Source organism: Streptomyces sp. NPDC090077 (genome assembly GCF_044747545.1).
In the GTDB taxonomy this organism is placed as follows: domain Bacteria; phylum Actinomycetota; class Actinomycetes; order Streptomycetales; family Streptomycetaceae; genus Streptomyces.
In genome coordinates, this window is record NZ_JBIVEG010000028.1 from 42,073 (window position 1) to 61,382 (window position 19,310).

Below are 19,310 nucleotides of genomic sequence, written 5' to 3' on the forward strand. Positions count from 1 at the left end.
CCTCCGGCCGTCGGATGCGGGGCGGGGCCGGTTCGCGTGTCTGGTGCCGGTGAGTCGGGTGCGGGTGGTCGGCCGCTGCGCGGGGCCGTCCCCTACCCGCCCTTCCACCGTTCCCCGGGCGCCGCCCGGACCCGCGCCTCAAGCGCCGGCGGGGCTGGAAGTGCGCTCCGCGCACTCCAGCCCGCCAGGCGTCCAGCCCTGGCGGGCACATCCGGCTCCGGCCGGCCGAATCCAGCCTCGCCGGCGTTTGAGGCGCGGGGTCTGGGGCGGAGCCCCAGGGAACGGGCGAAGGGCGGGTAGGGGACGGCCCCGCGCAGCGGCACCCCGCCGCAGACGGCGGGCGGCCTCAGCGCACCGGCGCCCCCGCCGAGCCCGTCGGCGCCGGGGCTGCGGGGGCCGGCTTCGTGGGTGCGGGGGCGGCAGGGACCGCGGGCGTCGGCTGCGCGGGGGCGGGGAGCGCGGGGGTCGCGGGCGGGAGGGTGAGGAGGAGGCCCGGGGTGAGGCGGGACGGGTCCGGGCCTACGGTCCGGCGGTTGGCCTCGTAGAGGGCGGGCCACCCCCCGGGAACCCGGCGGCGTCGCGCGACGCCCTCCAGCGTGTCCCCCGCCCGCACCACATGCATCCGCCCCGCCAGCCCGTACCGCTTCGCGCACACCGGCCACGCCCCCCACCCCTGCACCGCCAGCAGCTCCTCCGCGACCCGGATCTGCTGGTCACGGCTGGCCAGGTCCGCCCGCGCCGCGTAGGCCAGCCCCCCGTGCTCCTCCCAGGTCGGCTGCCAGAACTGCAGGCCCCCGTAGAAGCCGTTGCCGGTGTTCACCGCCCACCGTCCGCTGCTCTCGCAGTCGGCGACGCAGTCCCACGGCCATTCCCCGCCCGGCCCGCAGTCCCCCGGCCCCGTGCCGACGATGCCCGGAGAGCCGGGGTGCGCGGCCCCCGCGGGGCCCGGGGCCGGCGGGGGCGGCGCGGCCGCCGCGCCGGAACCCGACGGGAGGAGGAGCACCAGCGCGGCCGTCATCGCGGCCACCGCGGCGGCCGCCACCCTCCGCGTACACAGATCGGGCATCGGCTCACGCTACGGAGCACCCGCCCCGGCCGGTCCCCGCCACGCGGCGCTCCTCCGCGCCCCACCCGGACGGCCGACATCACGCACACCCCCGAGACGGCCGAAATGGAACGCCAACTGCACACAAAGAAGCAACAGTTGACACGAAACAGAAGGAGCGGTCGGACGGTTCACCCTCCCGGGTGGCCGGTTCGATTCCGTTCCCTCAAACGGCGTGACCCCGGCCGCCGCCGCGCCGTTGATCCCGGCGAGCCGGGAACCCCCCGGCCTCCGCACGAATGAGGAGCCACCCCGTGCCGCGCATGCTCGACGTCAGTCTTGAGGTACGTGCCGAGATCGGTGACGAAGAAGCCGACAGGCTGCTCACCGGCGACGACGCCCCGGGCAGTTACGACTGCACCTCCTGCCGCACCCCCGGCGACCCCGAGACCGACCCCACGAGCACGGTGCTGTTCGTGGGCGAGGAGACCGCCGTCCTCGCCTTCGCCCACACCGCCTGCATCCCCTCCCAGGTCGTCCAGGTGTCCGAGGAGCAGCTCCAGGGCGCGGTGCGCAGCATCACCGGCGACAGCCCGGCCCCCGCCCCGGAGCAGGCCGGCGGCGAGGGCCCGCAGTCGGTCCCCGGCGGGCAGGCCGTCCTCGGCATCACCAGCGGACTCGTCCTGATCGCCGGGGAGCTGCACCCCGCACTGGTCGTCGAGCCGACCGCGCCGATCGCCCGCCCCGGCACCACCGGCCCCGGCGACGACTTCCTCCCCCTCCTCATCGAGCAGGGCTTCATCCCGGTCACCGACACCAACGAGGTCCCCTCCCCCCTCGCCGGCTGGTCGGTCCTGCTGGCCGCCGGCCAGCTGCACGCCGTGCTCCAGCCCGGCACCGACGGGGGACCCCAGGTGGCCTGGTGGCAGGCCCACCAGGCGCTGGGCGTCACCGACGGCTGGCGGGCCGCCGTCAACAAGACCCAGCGCGTGCTCATCTACGCCGCCCCGGTCGGCTCCATCGGCCAGCAGCCGCGCGAGGACCTGCTCCGCGACGCCCTGGACAAGGCCGCGAGCAACGGCAAGCTGGTCGGCGCCTCCATGCCGCTGGCCGGCACGCCGGGCGCCTGAGCCCCGGCCCTTCCCCGCCGGAACGGCCGTCCGTCCCCCCCCTGCCGAGGGGGCCGGACGGCATGCGCCGGGGGTGCGCGGTCCGTCCCGCGCACCCCCGGCGATCTGCGTTTTCCGCCCTGTCACCCCGCATCCGCAGGGCGCCGGTTTCGTTGGCTGATACGTGCATTCATACGACCCCTCCCGCGCCCCGTTCCGTGCGAGCAGCGCATCGCACACCCCGATCTACGACAGCCTGTACTCGGAGTACCTGCGCGCCTTCCGGGCGCTGCCGGGCGACCGTACGGGCGAGGAGGACCTCGGCTTCACCGCGTTCTCGTACGGCAGCGGGTACACCGGCTCCTGGTACGGCGGAGGCACGGGCGGCACGTACGGCAGCGGCGGCGGGTGGAGCGGTTCCCCGTGGCAGCAGGCCGACGGCTGGCAGCCCTCGTACGTCCCGCAGCAGACGGTCCAGCCGGTGTACTCGTACGCGGGCGGCGGCCCCGCATACGGCGGCGGGCGGCAGCACCAGACCGGGATGCAGCACATCCCGGCGGCCCTGCCGCCCGCTCCGCGCCGGGGCTACTGACCCCGGACGCCGCTACTTCTTCTTCTTGTACTGCGCGCCGCGCTTCTCGCGCACCCGCACCGAGATGTGCAGCGGGGTGCCCTCGAAGCCGAACTCCTCGCGCAGGCGGCGCTCGATGAAGCGCCGGTAGCCGTGCTCCAGGAAGCCGGAGGCGAAGAGGACGAACCGCGGCGGCTTGCTGCCCGCCTGGGTACCGAACAGGATGCGGGGCTGCTTGCCGCCGCGGATCGGGTGCGGGTGGGCCGCGACGATCTCGCCGAGGAAGGCGTTCAGCCGGCCGGTGGGGACGCGCGTCTCCCAGCCCGCGAGGGCCGCCTCGATCGCCGGGACCAGCTTCTCCATGTGGCGGCCGGTCTTCGCGGAGACGTTGACGCGGGGCGCCCAGGAGACCTGCTGCATCTCGGTCTCGATCTCGCGCTCGAGGTAGTAGCGGCGCTCCTCGTCCAGCTCGTCCCACTTGTTGTAGGCGATGACGATCGCGCGGCCGGCCTCGACGGCCATCGTGATGATGCGCTGGTCCTGGACGGAGATGTTCTCGGTGGTGTCGATCAGGATGACCGCCACCTCCGCCTTCTCCACGGCGGCGGCCGTGCGCAGCGAGGCGTAGTAGTCGGCGCCCTGCTGGAGGTGGACCTTCTTGCGGATGCCCGCGGTGTCCACGAACTTCCAGGTCACGCCGCCGAGGTCGATCAGCTCGTCGACCGGGTCGCGGGTGGTGCCGGCCAGCTCGTTGACGACGACGCGGTCCTCGCGGGCGACCTTGTTCAGCAGCGAGGACTTGCCGACGTTGGGGCGGCCGATCAGGGCGATGCGGCGCGGGCCGCCGAGGGCGGCGCCGCCGAAGGTCTGCGCGGGGGCCTCGGGCAGCACCTCCAGGACGGCGTCGAGCATGTCGCCCGTGCCGCGGCCGTGCAGCGAGGAGACCGGGTACGGCATGCCCAGGCCCAGGGACCACAGGTAGGCCGCGTCGGCCTCGCCGCTCTGGCCGTCGACCTTGTTGGCGCACAGGACGACGGGCTTGCCGGCCCGGCGCAGCAGCTTGACGACGGCCTCGTCGCTGTCGGTGGCGCCGACCTTGGCGTCCACGACGAAGACGACCGCGTCGGCGGTCTCGATGGCGTACTCGGCCTGGGCGGCGACGGAGGCGTCGATGCCGAGGACGTCCTGCTCCCAGCCGCCGGTGTCGACGACCTTGAAGCGGCGGCCGGCCCACTCGGCCTCGTACGTGACGCGGTCGCGGGTGACGCCCGGCTTGTCCTCGACGACGGCCTCGCGGCGGCCGATGATGCGGTTCACCAGGGTCGACTTGCCCACGTTCGGGCGGCCGACGACGGCGAGGACGGGAAGCGGGCCGTGACCGGCCTCCTCGATCGCGCCTTCGACCTCTTCGAGGTCGAAGCCTTCCTCCGCGGCGAGCTCCATGAACTCCGCGTACTCGGCATCGCCAAGTGCTCCGTGGTCGTACTGGTCGTTCATGAAGTCCGTTCCTCGTCGTTCGTGGTGATCGGTGGCACCCGCGCAGCGCGGTTCCACTACTGGTTTCAAGTCTCGCTCAGCGCCCGGTGAGGCGCTTGGCGTCGGCCAGGTGGGCGGTCAGCCGTCCCTGGATGCGTGTGGTGGCCTCGTCCAGCGCGGTGCGCGTACGGCGGCCCGTGCCGTCCCCGGCGTCGAAGGCGGAGCCGAAGACCACGTCGACCCGGCTGCGCAGCGGCGGCAGGCCCTTGACGAGCCGGCCCTTGGCCTCGGTACTGCCCAGGACGGCGACCGGGACCACCGGGGCGCCGCTGCGGACGGCGAAGTAGGCGAGCCCGGCGCGCAGGGACGCGAAGTCGCCCTCGCCCCGGGTGCCCTCGGGGAATATCCCCAGGGCGCCGCCGTTCTCCAGCACGCCGAGGGCGCGGGTGATCGCGGTCCGGTCGGTGCCGGTGCGGTCCACCTTCACCTGCCCGATCCCGTCCAGGAAGGGGCCGAGCGGGCCGACGTACGCCTCCTTCTTGATCAGGAAGTGCAGCGGCCTCGGCGCGGTGCCCATGACCATCGGTCCGTCGATGTTGTGGGCGTGGTTCACGGCCAGGATGACGGGGCCGGAGGCCGGCACCCTCCAGGCCCCCAGCACGCGCGGCTTCCACAGTCCGTACATGAGGCCGATGCCGATGCGCCTGCCGACCGCCGCACCCTTGAGGGAGGGCGTACCGCTCACTTGGCGCGCCGCTCTTCGACCAGGGTCACGACGCATTCGATGACCTGGTCGAGCGTGAGCTCCGTGGTGTCGACCTCGACGGCGTCGCCGGCCTTGGCCAGCGGGGAGGTCTTGCGGCCGGAGTCGGCCGCGTCCCGCTTGATCAGGGCTTCCTTGGTGGCCGCGAGGTCGGCGGCCTCCTTGCCGCGCAGCTCGCCGCTGCGGCGGGCGGCGCGGGCCTCGGCCGAGGCCGTCAGGAAGACCTTGAGGTCGGCGTCGGGCAGGACGGTGGTGCCGATGTCCCGGCCCTCGACCACGATCCCGTCGGCCTCCGCCGCCGCCTCGGCGGCGATGGAGCGCTGGAGGTCGGTGATCAGGGTGCGCACCTCGGGGACCGCGCTGACGGCGCTGACCTTGGAGGTGACCTCCTGGGTGCGGATCGGGCCGGAGGCGTCCAGGCCGTCCACCGTGATGGTGGGGGCGGCCGGGTCCGTGCCGGAGACGATGGCCGGCTTGCCGGCGGCGAGGGCGATCGCCTGCGGGTCGTCGGTGTCGACGCCGTTGGTGATCATCCACCAGGTGATGGCCCGGTACTGGGCACCGGTGTCCAGGTAGCGCAGCCCGAGCTTGGCGGCCACGGCCTTGGAGGTGCTGGACTTGCCCGTGCCGGAGGGACCGTCGATGGCGACGATCACGGCGGACGGAGCTGCGGTTTCCACGGTGCGGGCACCTTCCTGGTTGCGCGTACGTGTGCGGGCGCGCCAAAAGCGCCCCCGCACCAGGTTACCGGCCCCGGGCGCCCGCCGTTCCCGGCCGGTCGGCGGCCGCCGGAAGGGTGCACCGCCGGGACCCGCCGCCGGGGCCCGCCGGCCGGCTACTGCTGGCGCAGCGCCCAGCCGCGCTCGCGGAGCTCGGCGGTCAGCGGGGCCACGGCCCGCGGCTCGACCATGAGCTGTACCAGACCGGCCTGCTGGCCGGTGGCGTGCTCGATGCGCACGTCCTCGATGTTGACTCCGGCGCGGCCGGCGTCCGCGAAGATCCGCGCCAGCTCGCCGGGCTTGTCGCTGATGAACACCCCGACGGTCTCGTACGCCATGGGCGCCGCGCCGTGCTTGCCGGGGACCCGGACCCGGCCCGCGTTGCCGCGCTTGAGGACGTCCTCGATGCCCGCCGCGCCGCCCTTGCGCTTGTCCTCGTCGGCGGACTGGAGGCCGCGCAGCGCCTCCACGGTCTCCTCCAGGTCGGCGGCGATGCCGGCCAGGACGTCGGCCACCGGTCCCGGGTTGGCGGAGAGGATCTCCACCCACATCCGGGGGTCGGAGGCCGCGATGCGGGTGACGTCGCGGATGCCCTGCCCGCACAGCCGGACGGCGGTCTCGTCGGCCTCCTCCAGGCGGGCGGCGACCATGCTGGACACCAGCTGCGGGGTGTGGGAGACCAGCGCGACCGCCCGGTCGTGGGCGTCGGCGTCCATCACCACGGGGACGGCCCGGCAGAGCGCGACCAGTTCCAGGGCGAGGTTGAGCACCTCGTGGTCGGTGTCCCTGGTCGGGGTGAGCACCCAGGGCCGGCCCTCGAACAGGTCGGCCGTGGCCGCCAGCGGGCCGGAGCGCTCCTTGCCGGCCATGGGGTGGGTGCCGATGTAGGCGGAGGTGTCGGCGCCCAGCGCGGCGAGCTCCCGGCGCGGGCCGCCCTTGACGCTGGCCACGTCCACGTAGGCGCGGGCCAGTCCGCGTCCGATCGCGTCGGCCAGCGCGGCGGCCACGTGGGCCGGCGGTACGGCGACGATCGCGAGGTCCACCTGGCCCTCGGGGGCGTCGTCGGTGCCGGCGCCCAGGGCGGCGGCCGTGCGGGCCTGCGCCGGGTCGTGGTCGACGAGGTGGACGCTGATGCCCCGGGCGGTCAGGGCGAGCGCCGCGGAGGTGCCGATCAGTCCGGTTCCGATGACGACGGCGGTTCTCACGGGGTGCTCCAAGGGTGATCGCGTGGCGGCGGGCCGGACCTGACTCAGGGTAGCCACTCGATACCGCGAAAGGACCCGGCGGTCCGCCCTGTGGACGGCGCCGGGTCCTCGCGGACGGTCCCGCCGGGGTCAGAGGTTCTGCTTGCGGATGATCTCCTCCAGCGACTCGGTGGGCACCTGGCCGCCCGGGGTCAGCTTGTCGACGGCCTGCGGGAGGGCCTGCGCCAGCTGGTCTGCGGCCTCGTCGGGGCTGACGCCGGCCTGCTGGGCCGCCTGCTGGAGGGCGGCGTCCGGCAGCGCCTCCTTGATCTGGGCGCCGCTGACGGGCTGGTTCTCGCCGGTGCCGATCCAGGACTGCGCCTGGTCGGCGAGACCGGACTTGGTCAGCATGTCGAGCAGCCCGCCGAGGGGGTTGTTCGCCCCTCCGGCACCGGCCGCCTGGGCGCCCCCGGCTCCGCCGCCGCCCAGCAGGGCGCCGAGCAGCGCACCGAGGATGTTGCCGCCACCGCCGCCGCCACCGGCCGCGGAGCCGCCGCTGCCGCCCTGGCCGCCGCCGAGGAGTCCGCCGAGGAGGGAGCCGAGGTCATTACCCGCCATGGTCCTGTTGCCTTTCGAAGGGGGACCGGGCGCACGCGCATCGGCGACGGGCCCGGCTTCGAGACACGGACAATGTCACCCAGATCACCCCGTACCGCCACTTGGTGCACCGTGGTCCGGCGGGGTGCGGTAGAACCACCGGCATGATCTTCCACATCGCCCCGCTCGCCGACTGGAGTGCCGCTCCGGAGTCCCCGTACGCCCCCGCCTCGCTCGCCGCCGAGGGCTTCGTGCACTGTTCGGCGGACCGGCCCACCGTGCTCGCCATCGCCGGCTCCCACTACCGCGGGGTGCCCGGCGTCCTGCTCGCCGTGGAGCTCGACGAGGCGGCCCTGACCGCGGAGGTCCGCCGGACCGGCCCCGGCGACCCGTACCCCCACGTCCACGGGCCGTTGAACCGCGACGCCGTGCTCCGCGTGTGGGAGGTCGTACGCACTCCCGGCGGCACGGCGGACCTGGTCCCCTGGCGGCAGGAGTGAGACGGACGGTGTGGCGGGCTTCTCCTGGGGCCCGCCGCACGCCAGGATGCACCTCGCCATCCCGGCCACCCAGCAAGGAGCCCCGCATGACCGACTCGAACACCGCCCGGCGCACCGTCCTGGCGGCGGGAGCCGCAGTCCTGGCGGGCGGCACCCTCGCCGCCTGCGGGTCCGACACGGAGAAGCCGGCCACCGGCACCGGCACCGCGTCCACCCCGCAGACGGGCACCTCCCCGGGGGCCTCGGCACCGGGCGCGGTCGCGGAGCCGCTGGTCAAGTCCTCCGCGGTGCCGGTGGGCGGCGGCACGGTCATCAAGGAGCAGAAGGTGGTGGTCACCCAGCCGACGGCCGGCTCCTTCCGCTGCTTCACGGCCGTCTGCCCGCACCAGGGCTGCCTGGTGGACAAGGTGGAGAACGGCACGATCGACTGCCCCTGCCACGGCAGCAAGTTCAAGGTCGCCGACGGGGCCGTGGTCAAGGGACCCGCGGTCAAGCCGCTCGCGGAGAAGAAGATCGCCGTGTCCCCGGAGGGGGAAATCTCGCTCGCCTAGCGGGCGCCGCGCCGCCTACCCTCCCGGGATGGACGACCACACCCTGGTCCGGGACCACACGATCTACGCCTGCGTGATGGGATCCCGCGCCTTCGGACTGGCCACGGAGGCGAGCGACACCGACCGGCGCGGTGTCTACCTCGCCCCCACGCCGCTCTTCTGGCGGTTCGACAAGCCCCCGGCCCACGTCGAGGGGCCCCGGGAGGAGGAGTTCTCCTGGGAGCTGGAGCGCTTCTGCGAGCTGGCCCTGCGCGCCAACCCGAACATCCTGGAGTGCCTGCACTCCCCGCTGGTGGAGCGGCTCACCCCGGTCGGCGAGGAACTGCTGTCCCTGCGCGGGGCCTTCCTCTCCCGCCGGGCCCACACCACCTTCGGCCGGTACGCGGCCTCCCAGCACCGCAAGCTCGTCGCGGACGTCCGCATCCACGGCGCCCCGCGCTGGAAGCACGCCATGCACCTGCTGCGCCTGCTGGTCTCGTGCCGCGACCTGCTGCGCACGGGCCGCCTGACGATCGACGCCGGCGCCGACCGCGAGCGGTTCCTCGCGGTCAAGCGCGGCGAGCTGGGCTGGGACGAGGTCGACACGTGGATGACCCGCCTCGCCGAGGAGGCGGAGGCGGCCCTCTCCTCCAGCCCGCTGCCCGAGGGGCCGGACGAGGCCCGCGTGGCCGACTTCCTCCACCGCGCCCGCCGCGCCTCGGCCGCCCCGGAGGCCTCCGCCGTCTAGAGCGGCGTGCGGTGGCGCACGACGAACGCGTCGAGCTCCTCGTACGCGCTCACGTACTCCGGCAGCGCCGTCCCGGCCTGCGCCGCGTCCAGCACCGCGTGCAGCGCCCCGAAGTCCCGCGCGACCACCTCGGCCGCGGGGCCCTCGTACCCGCCGTGCTCGGCGGCCGCCTTGGCCTCGATCAGCGCCTCCAGGTACCGGGGTGCCTCCGGGACCTCCCCGAGCAGGGTCGGCAGGTGCGCCTGCACCTCGGCGGAGCGCATCAGGTGGATGCCGGTGAGCAGCGCCCGGAAGGAGTAGAGCAGCGGCTTCAGCTCGGCCGTCTTCTCGAAGAGCCGCCACTGGGTGGTGGCGAAGCCCCGGTAGTGGTGGGCGTGGTGGCCGGTGAGGACGCCCGGGGCCAGCGCGGCCAGCTCCGCGTGCGCCTCGGTCGTGTGGACCACCAGGGGGGACAGCAGCTGCTCCAGGACGTAGCCGTTGCGGCGCAGCATCAGGCGGACGAACTTGCGCAGGTCGTGGGTGACGAGGTCCAGTTCGACGCCGTCGTCCTCCCACATCCGGGTCCGGGTCTCCTCCGGGTCGCGCAGGCCGAGCAGGGCGCGCGGCGGCAGCAGGTGGGCGCCGCGCAGGTCGATGTCGGAGTCGCGGGAGGGGAATCCGTACAGGTGGGCCCCGGAGACGGTGGCGAAGAGCAGCGGGTCGGGCTGCTCCGCGACCACGGGGGCGAGGTCGATCTCCATCGCGTCCAGCACGGCTCACGCGTCCCAGAGGGTGCCGAAGGCCAGCAGTTCGCCGCGGTACTCGATGCGGCCCTCCCAGTCGCGGGGCCAGGCGTCGGCGCCGAGGTGGGCGCCCGCGAAGGCGCCGGCCAGGCAGGCGATCGAGTCGGAGTCCCCGGCCGTGCAGGCCGCCCGGCGCAGTGCCAGGAGGGGCTCGTCCGGGAAGAGCAGGAAGCACTGGAGGGCGGTGGCCAGGGCCTCCTCGGCGATCCAGCCCTCGCCGGTGGTCAGGCAGGGGTCGGTCTCCGGGGAGGGGGTGCGCAGGGCGGCCGCGAGCCGGTCCAGGACCGCCAGGCACTCGTCCCAGCCCCGGGCCATGAAGGACTCCGGCGAGGCGTCGGAGGCGGTGCGCATCCAGAGGTCGCCGAGCCAGCGCTCGTGGTAGCGGGTGCGGTTCTCCAGGGCGTACGAGCGCAGCCGCCCGACCAGTCCCGTCACCTCGGTGCCCTGCGCGAGGAGGTGGACGGCGCGCGCGGTCAGGTCGGAGGCGGCCAGGGCGGTGGGGTGGCCGTGGGTGAGGGCGGACTGGAGCTGGGCGGCGCCGGCCCGCTCCTCGTCGGTCCAGCCGGGGACCAGGCCCACCGGGGCGACGCGCATGTTGGCGCCGCAGCCCTTGGAGCCGATCTGGCTGGCGTCGCGCCAGTCGCGCTGCGGGTCCTTCAGGAGGGCGCAGGCGCGCAGGCAGGTGTTGCCGGGGGCGCGGTTGTTCTCCGGCGACTGGTACCAGTCGACGAACTCCTCGCGGACGGGCCGGGCCAGCCGCAGCGGGCCGACGGGGCCGCGCTCCGCGGCGGTCCGTATGCCGCGCGCCAGGGCCAGGGTCATCTGGGTGTCGTCGGTGACGATCGCGGGGCGCGGCAGCTCCATCCCGCGCCACGGTCCGGTCTTGGCGAGGATCGACGGGACGTCGTGGAACTCCGTCGGGAAGCCGAGGGCGTCGCCGAGGGCCAGGCCTACGAGGGCGCCCGTCGCGGCACGCTTGGTGGCGGTCACAGGGTGGGTCCTTCCGAGGGGCGGAGCAGGGGCGGGTGGAGGGTGGTCGCCGGGCCGGCCCGGTACAGCGCGGCGGGCTTGCCGCGGCCGCCGGTCAGCCGGGCGGCTCCGGGCACGGCCTCGACGAAGCCGGGCGTGGCGAGCACCTTGCGGCGGAAGTTGGGGCGGTCCAGGGAGGTGTCCCAGACCGTCTCGTAGACGGCCTGGAGCTCCCCGAGGGTGAACTCGGGCGGGCAGAAGGCGGTGGCCAGGCAGGTGTACTCCAGCTTGGAGCCCACCCGCTGCCGGGCGTCCGCCAGGATCAGCCCGTGGTCGAAGGCGAGTTCCGCGGCCTCCCCCAGCGGCACCCAGCGGGCCCGGTCGGCGTCCCCGCCGCCCTCCTCGGCCGGTTCGGGCATGTCGGGGACGAGGGCGGTGAAGGCGACCGACACCACCCGCATGCGGGGGTCCCGGTCCGGTTCGCTGTAGGTGCGCAGCTGTTCCAGGTGCAGGGCGGCGACCAGGGCGGGCGGCAGGCCGGTCTCCTCGGCCAGCTCGCGGCGGGCGGCCGTCTCGGCGGACTCCCGGGGCAGGACGAAGCCGCCGGGGAGCGCCCAGGCACCCGCGTACGGCTCCTGGCCGCGCCGGATCAGCAGGACGTGCAGGGCGCCGCCGCGCACGGTGAGGACGGCGAGGTCGACGGTCACCGCGAAGGGCTCGAAGGCGTACGGGTCGTAGGTCACCGGCGCTCCGGGAGGGGGGCCGCGAAGTGCCAGCCTTCGCTGAGCAGGCCGTCGACCGCCGCCACGGCGGCGTCGAGCCGGGTCCGCCGGTCCCCGCTCATGACGAGGAAGCGCCGGCCGGTGCGGGTGAGTTCCCGGCGGAAGCGGGCGGTCATCCAGGGTCTGAGCTCCGGTCCGTCGCGCAGCCCGTCGTCCTCGAAGGGGACTCCTTCGTGGTCGGTGAGCAGGTACAGGTCGCGGGGGCGGCGGGCGGCGGTCTTCTCGACCTCCGCGTTGCGGCTGCCGAGGTAGCGCTCGTGCCAGATGCCGGTGGCGAAGGAGTCGGTGTCGCAGAAGAGCACGGGCGAGCCGAGCCGGGCGGCCCGTTCCTCCGCCTCGTCCTGGCGGCGGGCGATCACCGGGAACTCCCGCGAGGTGAAGGACATGTCCTCCCAGGTTGCCCCCGGGTCGACGGCGCGGGCCGCGGCGAGCTTCTCCTCGCTGTACTCCCGGCCGTACTCGGCGACCCAGCCGGTCTTCGCCCACACCCCGCCGCGGCGGCGGTAGTGCGCGGCCAGCTCCCGCGAGAGGGTGGTGGTACCGGTGGACTCGGCGCCCAGGACGACGACCCGCCGGGTCAGGGCGGCCCGTACGCCGGGTCCGAGGAACTCCCAGGTGCCGGCGGGGTCCTCGCGCACGGCGGTGCCGGAGACCGGGAACAGGGTGCGCGCCGGGTCGACGCAGACCTCCTCGGCGCCGAACCGCCGGGCGAGTTCGGTGCCGTACTCCTCGGAGGTGAAGACGGCGTCCACGCGCCGGCCCACCGCACCGCGGAAGATCGCCATGTGCGCCTCCCAGATGCCGGGGTCGTGCAGGTCGACGGGGACGTCGTCGACCGCGCCGACCACCTCCGCGCCGGGGTGTTCCTCGCGCATCCAGGCGACCCGGTCGGCGAGCGGCACGGACTCCACGGAGGCGGCGCAGACCAGCACGGTCAGCCGCTCGCACTGGTCCTGGGCGGTGCGCACCAGGTGGTGGTGGCCGGCGTGCGGCGGGTAGAACTTGCCCAGCACCAGCCCGTGGCCGTAGCGCTTGCCGCCGCTCATGCCGTGACCTCCAGGGCCGTACGGGCGCCCCGTGCCGGGAGGGTGCGGTGCCAGCCGACGAGCCCGGCCACGCACAGGGCGAGGAAGCCCGTGTACAGCACCGAGGTCAGGTACAGCCCCTTGTACGCGTACAGCGGGATGTAGACGAGGTCGGCGGCGATCCACAGCCACCAGGACTCCAGGAGCTTGCGGCACTGGCCGTAGGTGGCCATCAGGGACAGCCCGGTGGTGAGGGCGTCCCAGAACGGGACGGTGGAGTCGCTGACCCGGTCGAGGAGCAGGGTCAGGGCGGTGGTCCCCACCGCCCCCGCCACCAGCAGCCAGGCCCATTCGGCGCGCGTGGTGCGGCGCACCGGCAGGGCACCGGCGGTTCCCGGTCCACCCCCGTGGGTCCAGGACCACCAGCCGTAGGCGGCGAGGGCGATGAAGACGATCTGGAGCCCGGCGTCGGCGTACAGGCCGGCCTGGGTGAACAGCACGATGAAGAAGAGGTTGTTGGCGATCCCGACCGGCCAGTTGGCGATGTGCTGCCGGGCCACCAGCCAGACGCACACGGCGCCCGTGGCGAAGCCGAGGATCTCGGTCCAGCTCGTGTTCCAGCCCATGAAGGCCACCCGCTCCCTTTAATAGTCACCCTGACTATAAACAGGCGCGGCGGCCCCGGGCAAGACGATTCGCACGCCCGCGCGGCGGCCCCGGAGAACGCGGAAGCCCGCAGTGCCGATGGCACCGCGGGCTTCCGTCTGATCCTGCGGGACGGACTACAGGCCGACCTCGCGCATGAGCATGCCGACCTCGGTGTTGGTCAGGCGGCGCAGCCAGCCCGACTTCTGGTCGCCCAGCTCGATCGGGCCGAAGGAGGTCCGCACGAGCTTGTCGACCGGGAAGCCCGCCTCGGCCAGCATGCGGCGGACGATGTGCTTGCGGCCCTCGTGGAGGGTCACCTCGACCAGGTAGTTCTTGCCGACCTGGTCGACGACGCGGAAGTTGTCGGCACGGGCGTACCCGTCCTCCAGCTCGATGCCGTCCTTCAGCCGCTTGCCGATGTCGCGCGGCAGGCTGCCGGTGATCGCCGCGACGTACGTCTTCTGCACGCCGTACTTGGGGTGCGTCAGGCGGTGGGCCAGCTCACCGTGGTTGGTGAGGAGGATGATGCCCTCGGTCTCGGTGTCGAGCCGGCCGACGTGGAAGAGGCGGGTCTCGCGGTTGGTGACGTAGTCGCCCAGGCACTGGCGGCCGTCCGGGTCCTCCATGGTGGAGACGACGCCGGCCGGCTTGTTCAGCGCGAAGAACAGGAACGACTGGGTGGCGACCGTCAGGCCGTCCACCTTGATCTCGTCCTTCGGCTGGACGCGCTTGCCCTGCTCCGTGACGATCTCGCCGTTGACCTCGACGCGGGCCTGCTCGATCAGCTCCTCGCAGGCGCGGCGCGAACCCATGCCGGCCCGGGCGAGGACCTTCTGCAGGCGCTCGCCCTCGAGCTCGGCGCCCGGGAAGGTCTTCGGGGTCTTGATCACGGGCTTGTCGGCGTACCGGTCGCGCACGCGCTCCTCGATCCGCGCGTCCAGCTCGCGGGGGCGGGACTGGCCGCTGCGGCTGCCCGGACCGCTGCGCGGGCCGCCCGCGCCGCCGATGCCGGGGGTACGGGAGGGGGTGCGGGGACCGCCCTTGGCGCCGCCGCGCGCCGCCGCGCCGCGGGCACCGCCGCCGCCCGCCTTGGGGCCGCTGCGTCCGCTGCGCTCGCCCTCGGGGCCGACGTCGTAGCGGCGCTCCTCGGGGCGCGGGTTGCGGATGCGGGGGGCCGGCTGGTCGCGGTCGCGCGAGTCGGAGCCGCCCTGGTAGCCGCCGCTGCGGGAGCCGCCGCCCTGGTAGCCGCCGCGGGAGCCGCCGGAGCTGCCGCCACGGGAGCCGCCGCCGCTGCCGCCGCGGGCGCCGCCGGAGCCGCCCCCGCGGTAGCCACCGCCGCCGCTGGAGGAGCCGCCGCGGGAGCCACCGCGCCCGCCGCCGCCACCGCCGCCGCTGTTCCTGTTACCGCCGCCGTTGCCGTTGCCGCTGCTTCGCATCAAAGTTCCGTCGTCTTGTCGTCGTCTACGTCAGTGTCCGGTGCGTCCGGATCGAACGACGGCACACCTTCTTGCGTCTCGGCTTCGATCGCGTCCGCCTCGGGAAGGAAGGGCGCGAGCTCCGGGAGCTCGTCCAGGCCGCGCAGGCCCATCCGCTCCAGAAAGTAGTTCGTCGTCCTGTACAGGATCGCACCTGTTTCGGGTTCCGCGCCCGCCTCGGCCACCAGACCCCGCTGGAGCAGGGTCCGCATGACCCCGTCGCAGTTGACCCCGCGGACCGCCGAGACCCGCGAACGGCTCACCGGCTGGCGGTACGCGACCACCGCCAGGGTCTCCAGGGCCGCCTGGGTGAGGCGGGCCTGCTGCCCGTCCAGCACGAAGGCCTCCACCGCGGCCGCGTACTCCGGCCGGGTGTAGAACCGCCAGCCCCCGGCGACCAGCCGCAGCTCGAAGCCGCGGCGCTGCGCGGTGTACTCGTCGGCCATCTCGGCGAGGGCGTCCGCGACCTCGCGCGGGGTGCGCTCCAGCACCTTCGCGAGGTGTTCGGCCGTCGCGGGCTCGTCGACGACCATCAGCACGGCCTCCAGCGCGCCCTTGAGCTCCAGCCGGTCCCGCACCCCGGTCATTCCGCCACCTCCACGACTCGGTCGAACTCGTCCGTCACCCTCGGCATCCCGTCGCCGTCCCCGCCGCACCAGCGCACGGTCAGCCCGAGCAGGGCCTCCGGCTGGTCCAGGGTCACGGCCTTCTCCCGGTACAGCTCCAGCAGCGCCAGGAAGCGGGCGACGACCGTGAGGGTGTCCGGGGCGTCGTCGGTCAGCTCCTGGAAGGTCGCCTCGCCGCGCGCCTTGAGCAGCCGCACGACGTACCCGGCCTGCTCCCGCACGCTGACGAGCGGGGCGTGGATGTGGTCCACGTACACCTGGGGCGCCGCCTTGGGCTGCATGGCCCGCACCGCGAGCCGGGCCAGGCCGTCGGCCCCGATGCTGATGACCACCTCGGGCAGCAGGTCGGCGTGGTGCGGCTCCAGCCCGACGGTACGGGGGTAGCGCTTGCCCTCCGCCTCGGCGCGGTCCTGGAAGATCGCGGCGATCTGCTTGTACGCCTTGTACTGGAGCAGCCGCGCGAAGAGCAGGTCCCGCGCCTCCAGGAGCGCGAGGTCGGCCTCGTCCTCGACCTCGGCGGCGGGCAGCAGCCGGGCGGCCTTGAGGTCGAGCAGGGTGGCGGCGACCACGAGGAACTCGGTGGTCTGGTCGAGGTCCCAATCGGGTCCCATCGCGCGGATGTGGGCCATGAACTCGTCGGTGACCTTGGAGAGGGCCACCTCGGTGACGTCGAGCTTGTGCCGCGAGATCAGCTGGAGGAGGAGGTCGAAGGGCCCCTCGAAGTTGTCGAGCCGCAACGTGAACCGACCGTCGCCGGCGGCGGGCGGCTGCGGTGCGCGGGCGCCCCCGGCGGGGTCCGGGCCGCCGGGGGCGGCCGAGGCGGGGTCCGTGCTGCCGGGTGCCTCCGAGGCGGGATCCGTACCGCCAGGTGTGCCCGAGGCGGGATCCGTGCCGCCAGGTGCCTTCGAGGCGGAGTCCGTGCTGCCAGGTGCCTCCGAGGCGGCCCCTGCGGGCCGTGCGGCGCCCTCAGCGGCCCGCGGGGGCTCCCCCGCCTCCTCGCTGCCCCCGAGCGGCTCCGGGGCCGCAGCGGGGGCCTCAGGGGCCTCCAGGGCTGCCCCCGGGCCTCGGCCCAGGCTCCGGCGGGCCGGGCGGGGGGCGTCTTCGTTCGGGGGCATCGCGGTCCAGGGTGGTGCGGAAGGTCGGCCGAGCGGCCACGGGTGCAGCCTAGGCCCTGGCCGGGCGGCAACACGCCCACCGCTGCGCGGAGCCACTCCCCGCCCCACCCTTCCCCCGTTCCCCGGGCTGCGCCCGGCCCCCTCCTGGGGGCTCCGCCCCCAGACCCCCGCGCCTCAAACGCCGGCGAGGCTGGATTTGGCCGGCCGGGGCTGGATGTGCTGGGGCGGGTCGCCTGGCGAGCTGGAGTGCGCGCAGCGCACTTCCAGCCCGCCGGCGCTTGAGGCGCAGGCGCGGTAGCGCCGTACCGGGGTTGGGGGCGGAGCCCCTGGGGTTTTCAGCCCCGCCGGCGTTTGAGGCGCAGGCGCGGTAGCGCCGTACCGGGGTCGGGGCGGAGCCCCTGGGGCTTTCAGCACCGCCAGCGTTTGAGGTGCGGGCGCGGTAGCACCGTACGGGGTCAGGGGCGGAGCCCCTGGATCCTTCAGCCTCGCCGGCGTTTGAGGCGCGGGTCCGGGCGGCGCCCGGGGAACGGTGGAAGGGTGGGTAGGGGACCTCCGCCCCGCGCAGCGGCAACGCACCCGCAGACGACCCACCGGCCCCCGCAACGCGAACCGGCCCCGCCCCGCATCCGACAGCCGGAGGCTGTCGCAGCGGCGCGAAGCCGGTGAGGCGCCCCAGGCGCCGAGTCGCGCGAGCGGCGCGTCAAGAAGGGCGGCTAGCGGCCGCGGAGGCGGCGGACCAGGATGCTGGCGTCGCCGCGCGACTCCAGGTCGGCCAGGACCACCGCGACGGCCTCCCGCACGATGCGCCCCCGGTCCACCGCGAGCCCGTGCTCCCCGCGGAGCACCAGACGGGCGTGCTCCAGGTCCATGAGCTCCTCCGCGGAGACGTAGACCGTGATCTTCTCGTCGTGCCGCTCGCGCCCGCTCGGCCGCCGGTTCGCGCCCCGGCTCTGGCCCTTGCCCTGCCGAGGGCCGGGTCCGGGCCCGGCACCGGGCCCGGCAGAACCTTCCTGCGGCCTGCGCTGCGCGCCCACCGAGCCCGCACCGGGCTCCGCCTCTCGGCCCCGGGCCTCGCCCGTGGTCCGCGTCGTGCCGTCCGCCGGTGCTGCCGCGTGCTCCGCGCCCGCACCGCCGCCCCCGGCCGCCGGCGCCTCCTCGGCGCCCCGCCGCGGCGAGGACGACTGGAGGGCCATCCCTCCGGTCGTGCGGAACAGTTCGTCGGCTCCGGGCAGACTCACTCGGCGGGACACCGGGCGAGCACCTCCCTGGCCAGCTGGCGATAGGCGGCGGCGCCGACGGAGTTGGACGCGTACGTGGTGATCGGCTCGCCGGCGACCGTGGTCTCCGGGAACCGCACCGTACGGCCGATGACCGTGTGGTAGACGTGGTCGTCGAAGGCCTCGACCACGCGCGCGAGCACCTCACGGCTGTGCACCGTGCGGGAGTCGTACATCGTGGCGAGGATGCCGTCGAGCTCCAGCTCCGGGTTGAGCCGCTCCTGGACCTTCTCGATGGTCTCCGTCAGCAGCGCGACGCCGCGCAGTGCGAAGAACTCGCATTCCAGCGGCACGATGACCTTGTGAGCCGCCGTCAGGGCGTTCACCGTCAGCAGGCCGAGCGAGGGCTGACAGTCGATCACGATGTAGTCGTAGTCGGCCATCAGGGGCTTCAGCGCCCGCTGGAGCGTCGACTCGCGCGCGACCTCGCTCACCAACTGCACTTCGGCGGCGGACAGGTCGATGTTGCTCGGCAGCAGGTCCATGTTGGGGACCGCGGTCTTGAGCAGCACCTCGTCGGCCGACATGCCCCGCTCCATGAGCAGGTTGTAGACCGTCAGGTCGAGTTCCATCGGGTTCACGCCGAGGCCCACGGACAGCGCGCCCTGCGGGTCGAAGTCGACGAGCAGCACGCGGCGCCCGTACTCGGCGAGCGCGGCACCCAGGTTGATGGTCGACGTGGTCTTGCCCACGCCGCCCTTCTGGTTGCACATCGCGATGATCTTCGCCGGACCGTGGTCGGTCAGCGGACCCGGGATCGGGAAGTACGGGAGCGGGCGTCCGGTCGGGCCGATCCGCTCGCGGCGCTGGCGGGCAGCGTCGGGGGCGAGGGTGGCCGCGTACTCGGGGTCGGGCTCGTACTCCGCGTCGGGGTCGTAGAAGTGCCCCTCGGGCACCTGGTCGTAGTCGGCGAATCCAATGGGCGTATCGCCACCGTGGTCGCCGGCCGTGGAGTTCACGTCTAGGCCGTCCATGCTCTTTTGGGGCGTCGTCATGTGCTGGTGGTTTGCGAAGGTGCGGACCGCGACGGAGCCGACGGCTTCCAGCCCGGCAGGACCCTGTCCCCGCTCAGGCGTCCCTGCTCGACCACCTCCAGGAGCAAATGTCGACTCATTCACAAGTCGTCTTACCTCCTCGGACGTGACCAGGACACTTATCGATAGGTCAGCGTTGCACCATGCCGACGGTTGGCGACTCTATGGCGTGTCACCGCCCAGCGGCAACACAATCCGCCGGACCCGGCACGATGTGTCGGCAACCGAACACCACTCTGTCAAGGGCGTGCGCGCTGCCACTGAGAAGTTTCGCGGGTGCGCGAAAGGGTTAAAGGGTTACGTTCGAGGCGAGTTGAGCGGGCTCCGCGGGCCTG

21 protein-coding genes are annotated in these 19,310 nt (G+C 74.1%); 5 read left to right on the plus strand and 16 right to left on the minus strand.

Going from position 1 to position 19,310, the window contains the following annotated elements; translation table 11 throughout:
- Positions 1-346 precede the first annotated feature (346 nt).
- Entirely contained in the window at positions 347-1,066 is a 720-nt protein-coding gene (locus ACIPW5_RS32160; RefSeq protein WP_401252555.1) for a transglycosylase family protein, read from the minus strand.
- A 293-nt stretch (positions 1,067-1,359) separates the two neighbouring features.
- On the opposite strand from ACIPW5_RS32160, the gene ACIPW5_RS32165 reads away from it, so the two are divergent.
- On the plus strand, positions 1,360-2,175 hold the full coding sequence (locus ACIPW5_RS32165; RefSeq protein ID WP_401252558.1) for a hypothetical protein: 816 nt from the start codon (positions 1,360-1,362) through the stop codon (positions 2,173-2,175).
- A gap of 163 nt (positions 2,176-2,338) precedes the next feature.
- Positions 2,339-2,746 (plus strand): hypothetical protein, encoded by a 408-nt coding sequence (locus tag ACIPW5_RS32170; protein ID WP_401252561.1) that lies wholly within the window; start codon positions 2,339-2,341, stop codon positions 2,744-2,746.
- A 12-nt stretch (positions 2,747-2,758) separates the two neighbouring features.
- On the opposite strand, the gene der is transcribed toward ACIPW5_RS32170, so the two are convergent.
- From der to ACIPW5_RS32195, 5 genes are all read right to left on the minus strand, one after another.
- Entirely contained in the window at positions 2,759-4,222 is a 1,464-nt protein-coding gene (der, locus tag ACIPW5_RS32175; RefSeq protein WP_401252564.1) for a ribosome biogenesis GTPase Der, read from the minus strand.
- A gap of 76 nt (positions 4,223-4,298) precedes the next feature.
- A complete protein-coding gene (locus ACIPW5_RS32180; RefSeq protein WP_401252566.1) occupies positions 4,299-4,982 on the minus strand; it encodes a lysophospholipid acyltransferase family protein in 684 nt (227 codons plus the stop codon).
- The gene (gene cmk / locus ACIPW5_RS32185; protein WP_401252569.1) at positions 4,943-5,644 is read right to left on the minus strand and encodes a (d)CMP kinase; all 702 of its coding nucleotides are present in this window, start codon (positions 5,642-5,644) and stop codon (positions 4,943-4,945) included. The genes ACIPW5_RS32180 and cmk overlap by 40 nt, the downstream gene beginning before the upstream one ends.
- Positions 5,645-5,799: 155 nt before the next feature.
- Positions 5,800-6,900, minus strand: a complete 1,101-nt coding sequence (locus ACIPW5_RS32190) for a prephenate dehydrogenase (protein WP_401252572.1) — start codon at positions 6,898-6,900, stop codon at positions 5,800-5,802.
- A gap of 117 nt (positions 6,901-7,017) precedes the next feature.
- Positions 7,018-7,485, minus strand: a complete 468-nt coding sequence (locus tag ACIPW5_RS32195; protein WP_401252575.1) for a YidB family protein — start codon at positions 7,483-7,485, stop codon at positions 7,018-7,020.
- A gap of 143 nt (positions 7,486-7,628) precedes the next feature.
- Between ACIPW5_RS32195 and ACIPW5_RS32200 the strand changes: the two genes are divergently transcribed.
- The 3 genes from ACIPW5_RS32200 to ACIPW5_RS32210 all read left to right on the plus strand — a co-directional run bounded on the left by ACIPW5_RS32200 (position 7,629) and on the right by ACIPW5_RS32210 (position 9,242).
- On the plus strand, positions 7,629-7,964 hold the full coding sequence (locus tag ACIPW5_RS32200) for a DUF952 domain-containing protein (RefSeq protein WP_401252578.1): 336 nt from the start codon (positions 7,629-7,631) through the stop codon (positions 7,962-7,964).
- A gap of 86 nt (positions 7,965-8,050) precedes the next feature.
- A complete protein-coding gene (locus tag ACIPW5_RS32205) occupies positions 8,051-8,515 on the plus strand; it encodes a Rieske (2Fe-2S) protein (RefSeq protein ID WP_401252580.1) in 465 nt (154 codons plus the stop codon).
- 28 nt (positions 8,516-8,543) lie between these two features.
- Entirely contained in the window at positions 8,544-9,242 is a 699-nt protein-coding gene (locus ACIPW5_RS32210) for a DNA polymerase beta superfamily protein (RefSeq protein ID WP_401252583.1), read from the plus strand.
- Here ACIPW5_RS32210 and ACIPW5_RS32215 read toward each other — a convergent pair.
- The 10 genes from ACIPW5_RS32215 to ACIPW5_RS32260 all read right to left on the minus strand — a co-directional run bounded on the left by ACIPW5_RS32215 (position 9,239) and on the right by ACIPW5_RS32260 (position 19,059).
- On the minus strand, positions 9,239-9,994 hold the full coding sequence (locus ACIPW5_RS32215; RefSeq protein ID WP_401252586.1) for a DNA polymerase beta superfamily protein: 756 nt from the start codon (positions 9,992-9,994) through the stop codon (positions 9,239-9,241). The two genes, ACIPW5_RS32210 and ACIPW5_RS32215, sit on opposite strands and share 4 nt — an antisense overlap.
- A gap of 3 nt (positions 9,995-9,997) precedes the next feature.
- Positions 9,998-11,014 (minus strand): ADP-ribosylglycohydrolase family protein, encoded by a 1,017-nt coding sequence (locus ACIPW5_RS32220; protein ID WP_401252589.1) that lies wholly within the window; start codon positions 11,012-11,014, stop codon positions 9,998-10,000.
- Positions 11,011-11,769: an NUDIX hydrolase gene (locus tag ACIPW5_RS32225; RefSeq protein ID WP_401252669.1), complete on the minus strand. Its 759-nt coding sequence runs from the start codon at positions 11,767-11,769 to the stop codon at positions 11,011-11,013. The genes ACIPW5_RS32220 and ACIPW5_RS32225 overlap by 4 nt, the downstream gene beginning before the upstream one ends.
- Positions 11,733-12,821 (minus strand): AAA family ATPase, encoded by a 1,089-nt coding sequence (locus tag ACIPW5_RS32230; protein WP_401252592.1) that lies wholly within the window; start codon positions 12,819-12,821, stop codon positions 11,733-11,735. Before ACIPW5_RS32230 ends, ACIPW5_RS32225 begins: the two co-directional genes overlap by 37 nt.
- Positions 12,818-13,426 (minus strand): nicotinamide riboside transporter PnuC, encoded by a 609-nt coding sequence (gene pnuC / locus ACIPW5_RS32235; protein WP_401252595.1) that lies wholly within the window; start codon positions 13,424-13,426, stop codon positions 12,818-12,820. Before pnuC ends, ACIPW5_RS32230 begins: the two co-directional genes overlap by 4 nt.
- Positions 13,427-13,582: 156 nt before the next feature.
- Positions 13,583-14,884 (minus strand): pseudouridine synthase, encoded by a 1,302-nt coding sequence (locus ACIPW5_RS32240; protein WP_401252598.1) that lies wholly within the window; start codon positions 14,882-14,884, stop codon positions 13,583-13,585.
- Complete coding sequence (gene scpB / locus ACIPW5_RS32245; protein WP_401252601.1) at positions 14,884-15,510, minus strand: SMC-Scp complex subunit ScpB; 627 nt, start codon at positions 15,508-15,510, stop codon at positions 14,884-14,886. The genes ACIPW5_RS32240 and scpB overlap by 1 nt, the downstream gene beginning before the upstream one ends.
- Positions 15,507-16,664 carry a segregation/condensation protein A gene (locus tag ACIPW5_RS32250; RefSeq protein ID WP_401252604.1) on the minus strand — a complete coding sequence of 386 codons (1,158 nt, stop codon included), beginning with the start codon at positions 16,662-16,664 and terminating at the stop codon, positions 15,507-15,509. The genes scpB and ACIPW5_RS32250 overlap by 4 nt, the downstream gene beginning before the upstream one ends.
- 713 nt (positions 16,665-17,377) lie before the next feature.
- Complete coding sequence (locus ACIPW5_RS32255; RefSeq protein ID WP_401252607.1) at positions 17,378-17,914, minus strand: hypothetical protein; 537 nt, start codon at positions 17,912-17,914, stop codon at positions 17,378-17,380.
- Positions 17,899-19,059 (minus strand): ParA family protein, encoded by a 1,161-nt coding sequence (locus ACIPW5_RS32260; RefSeq protein WP_125604141.1) that lies wholly within the window; start codon positions 19,057-19,059, stop codon positions 17,899-17,901. Before ACIPW5_RS32260 ends, ACIPW5_RS32255 begins: the two co-directional genes overlap by 16 nt.
- Positions 19,060-19,310: the final 251 nt, after the last annotated feature.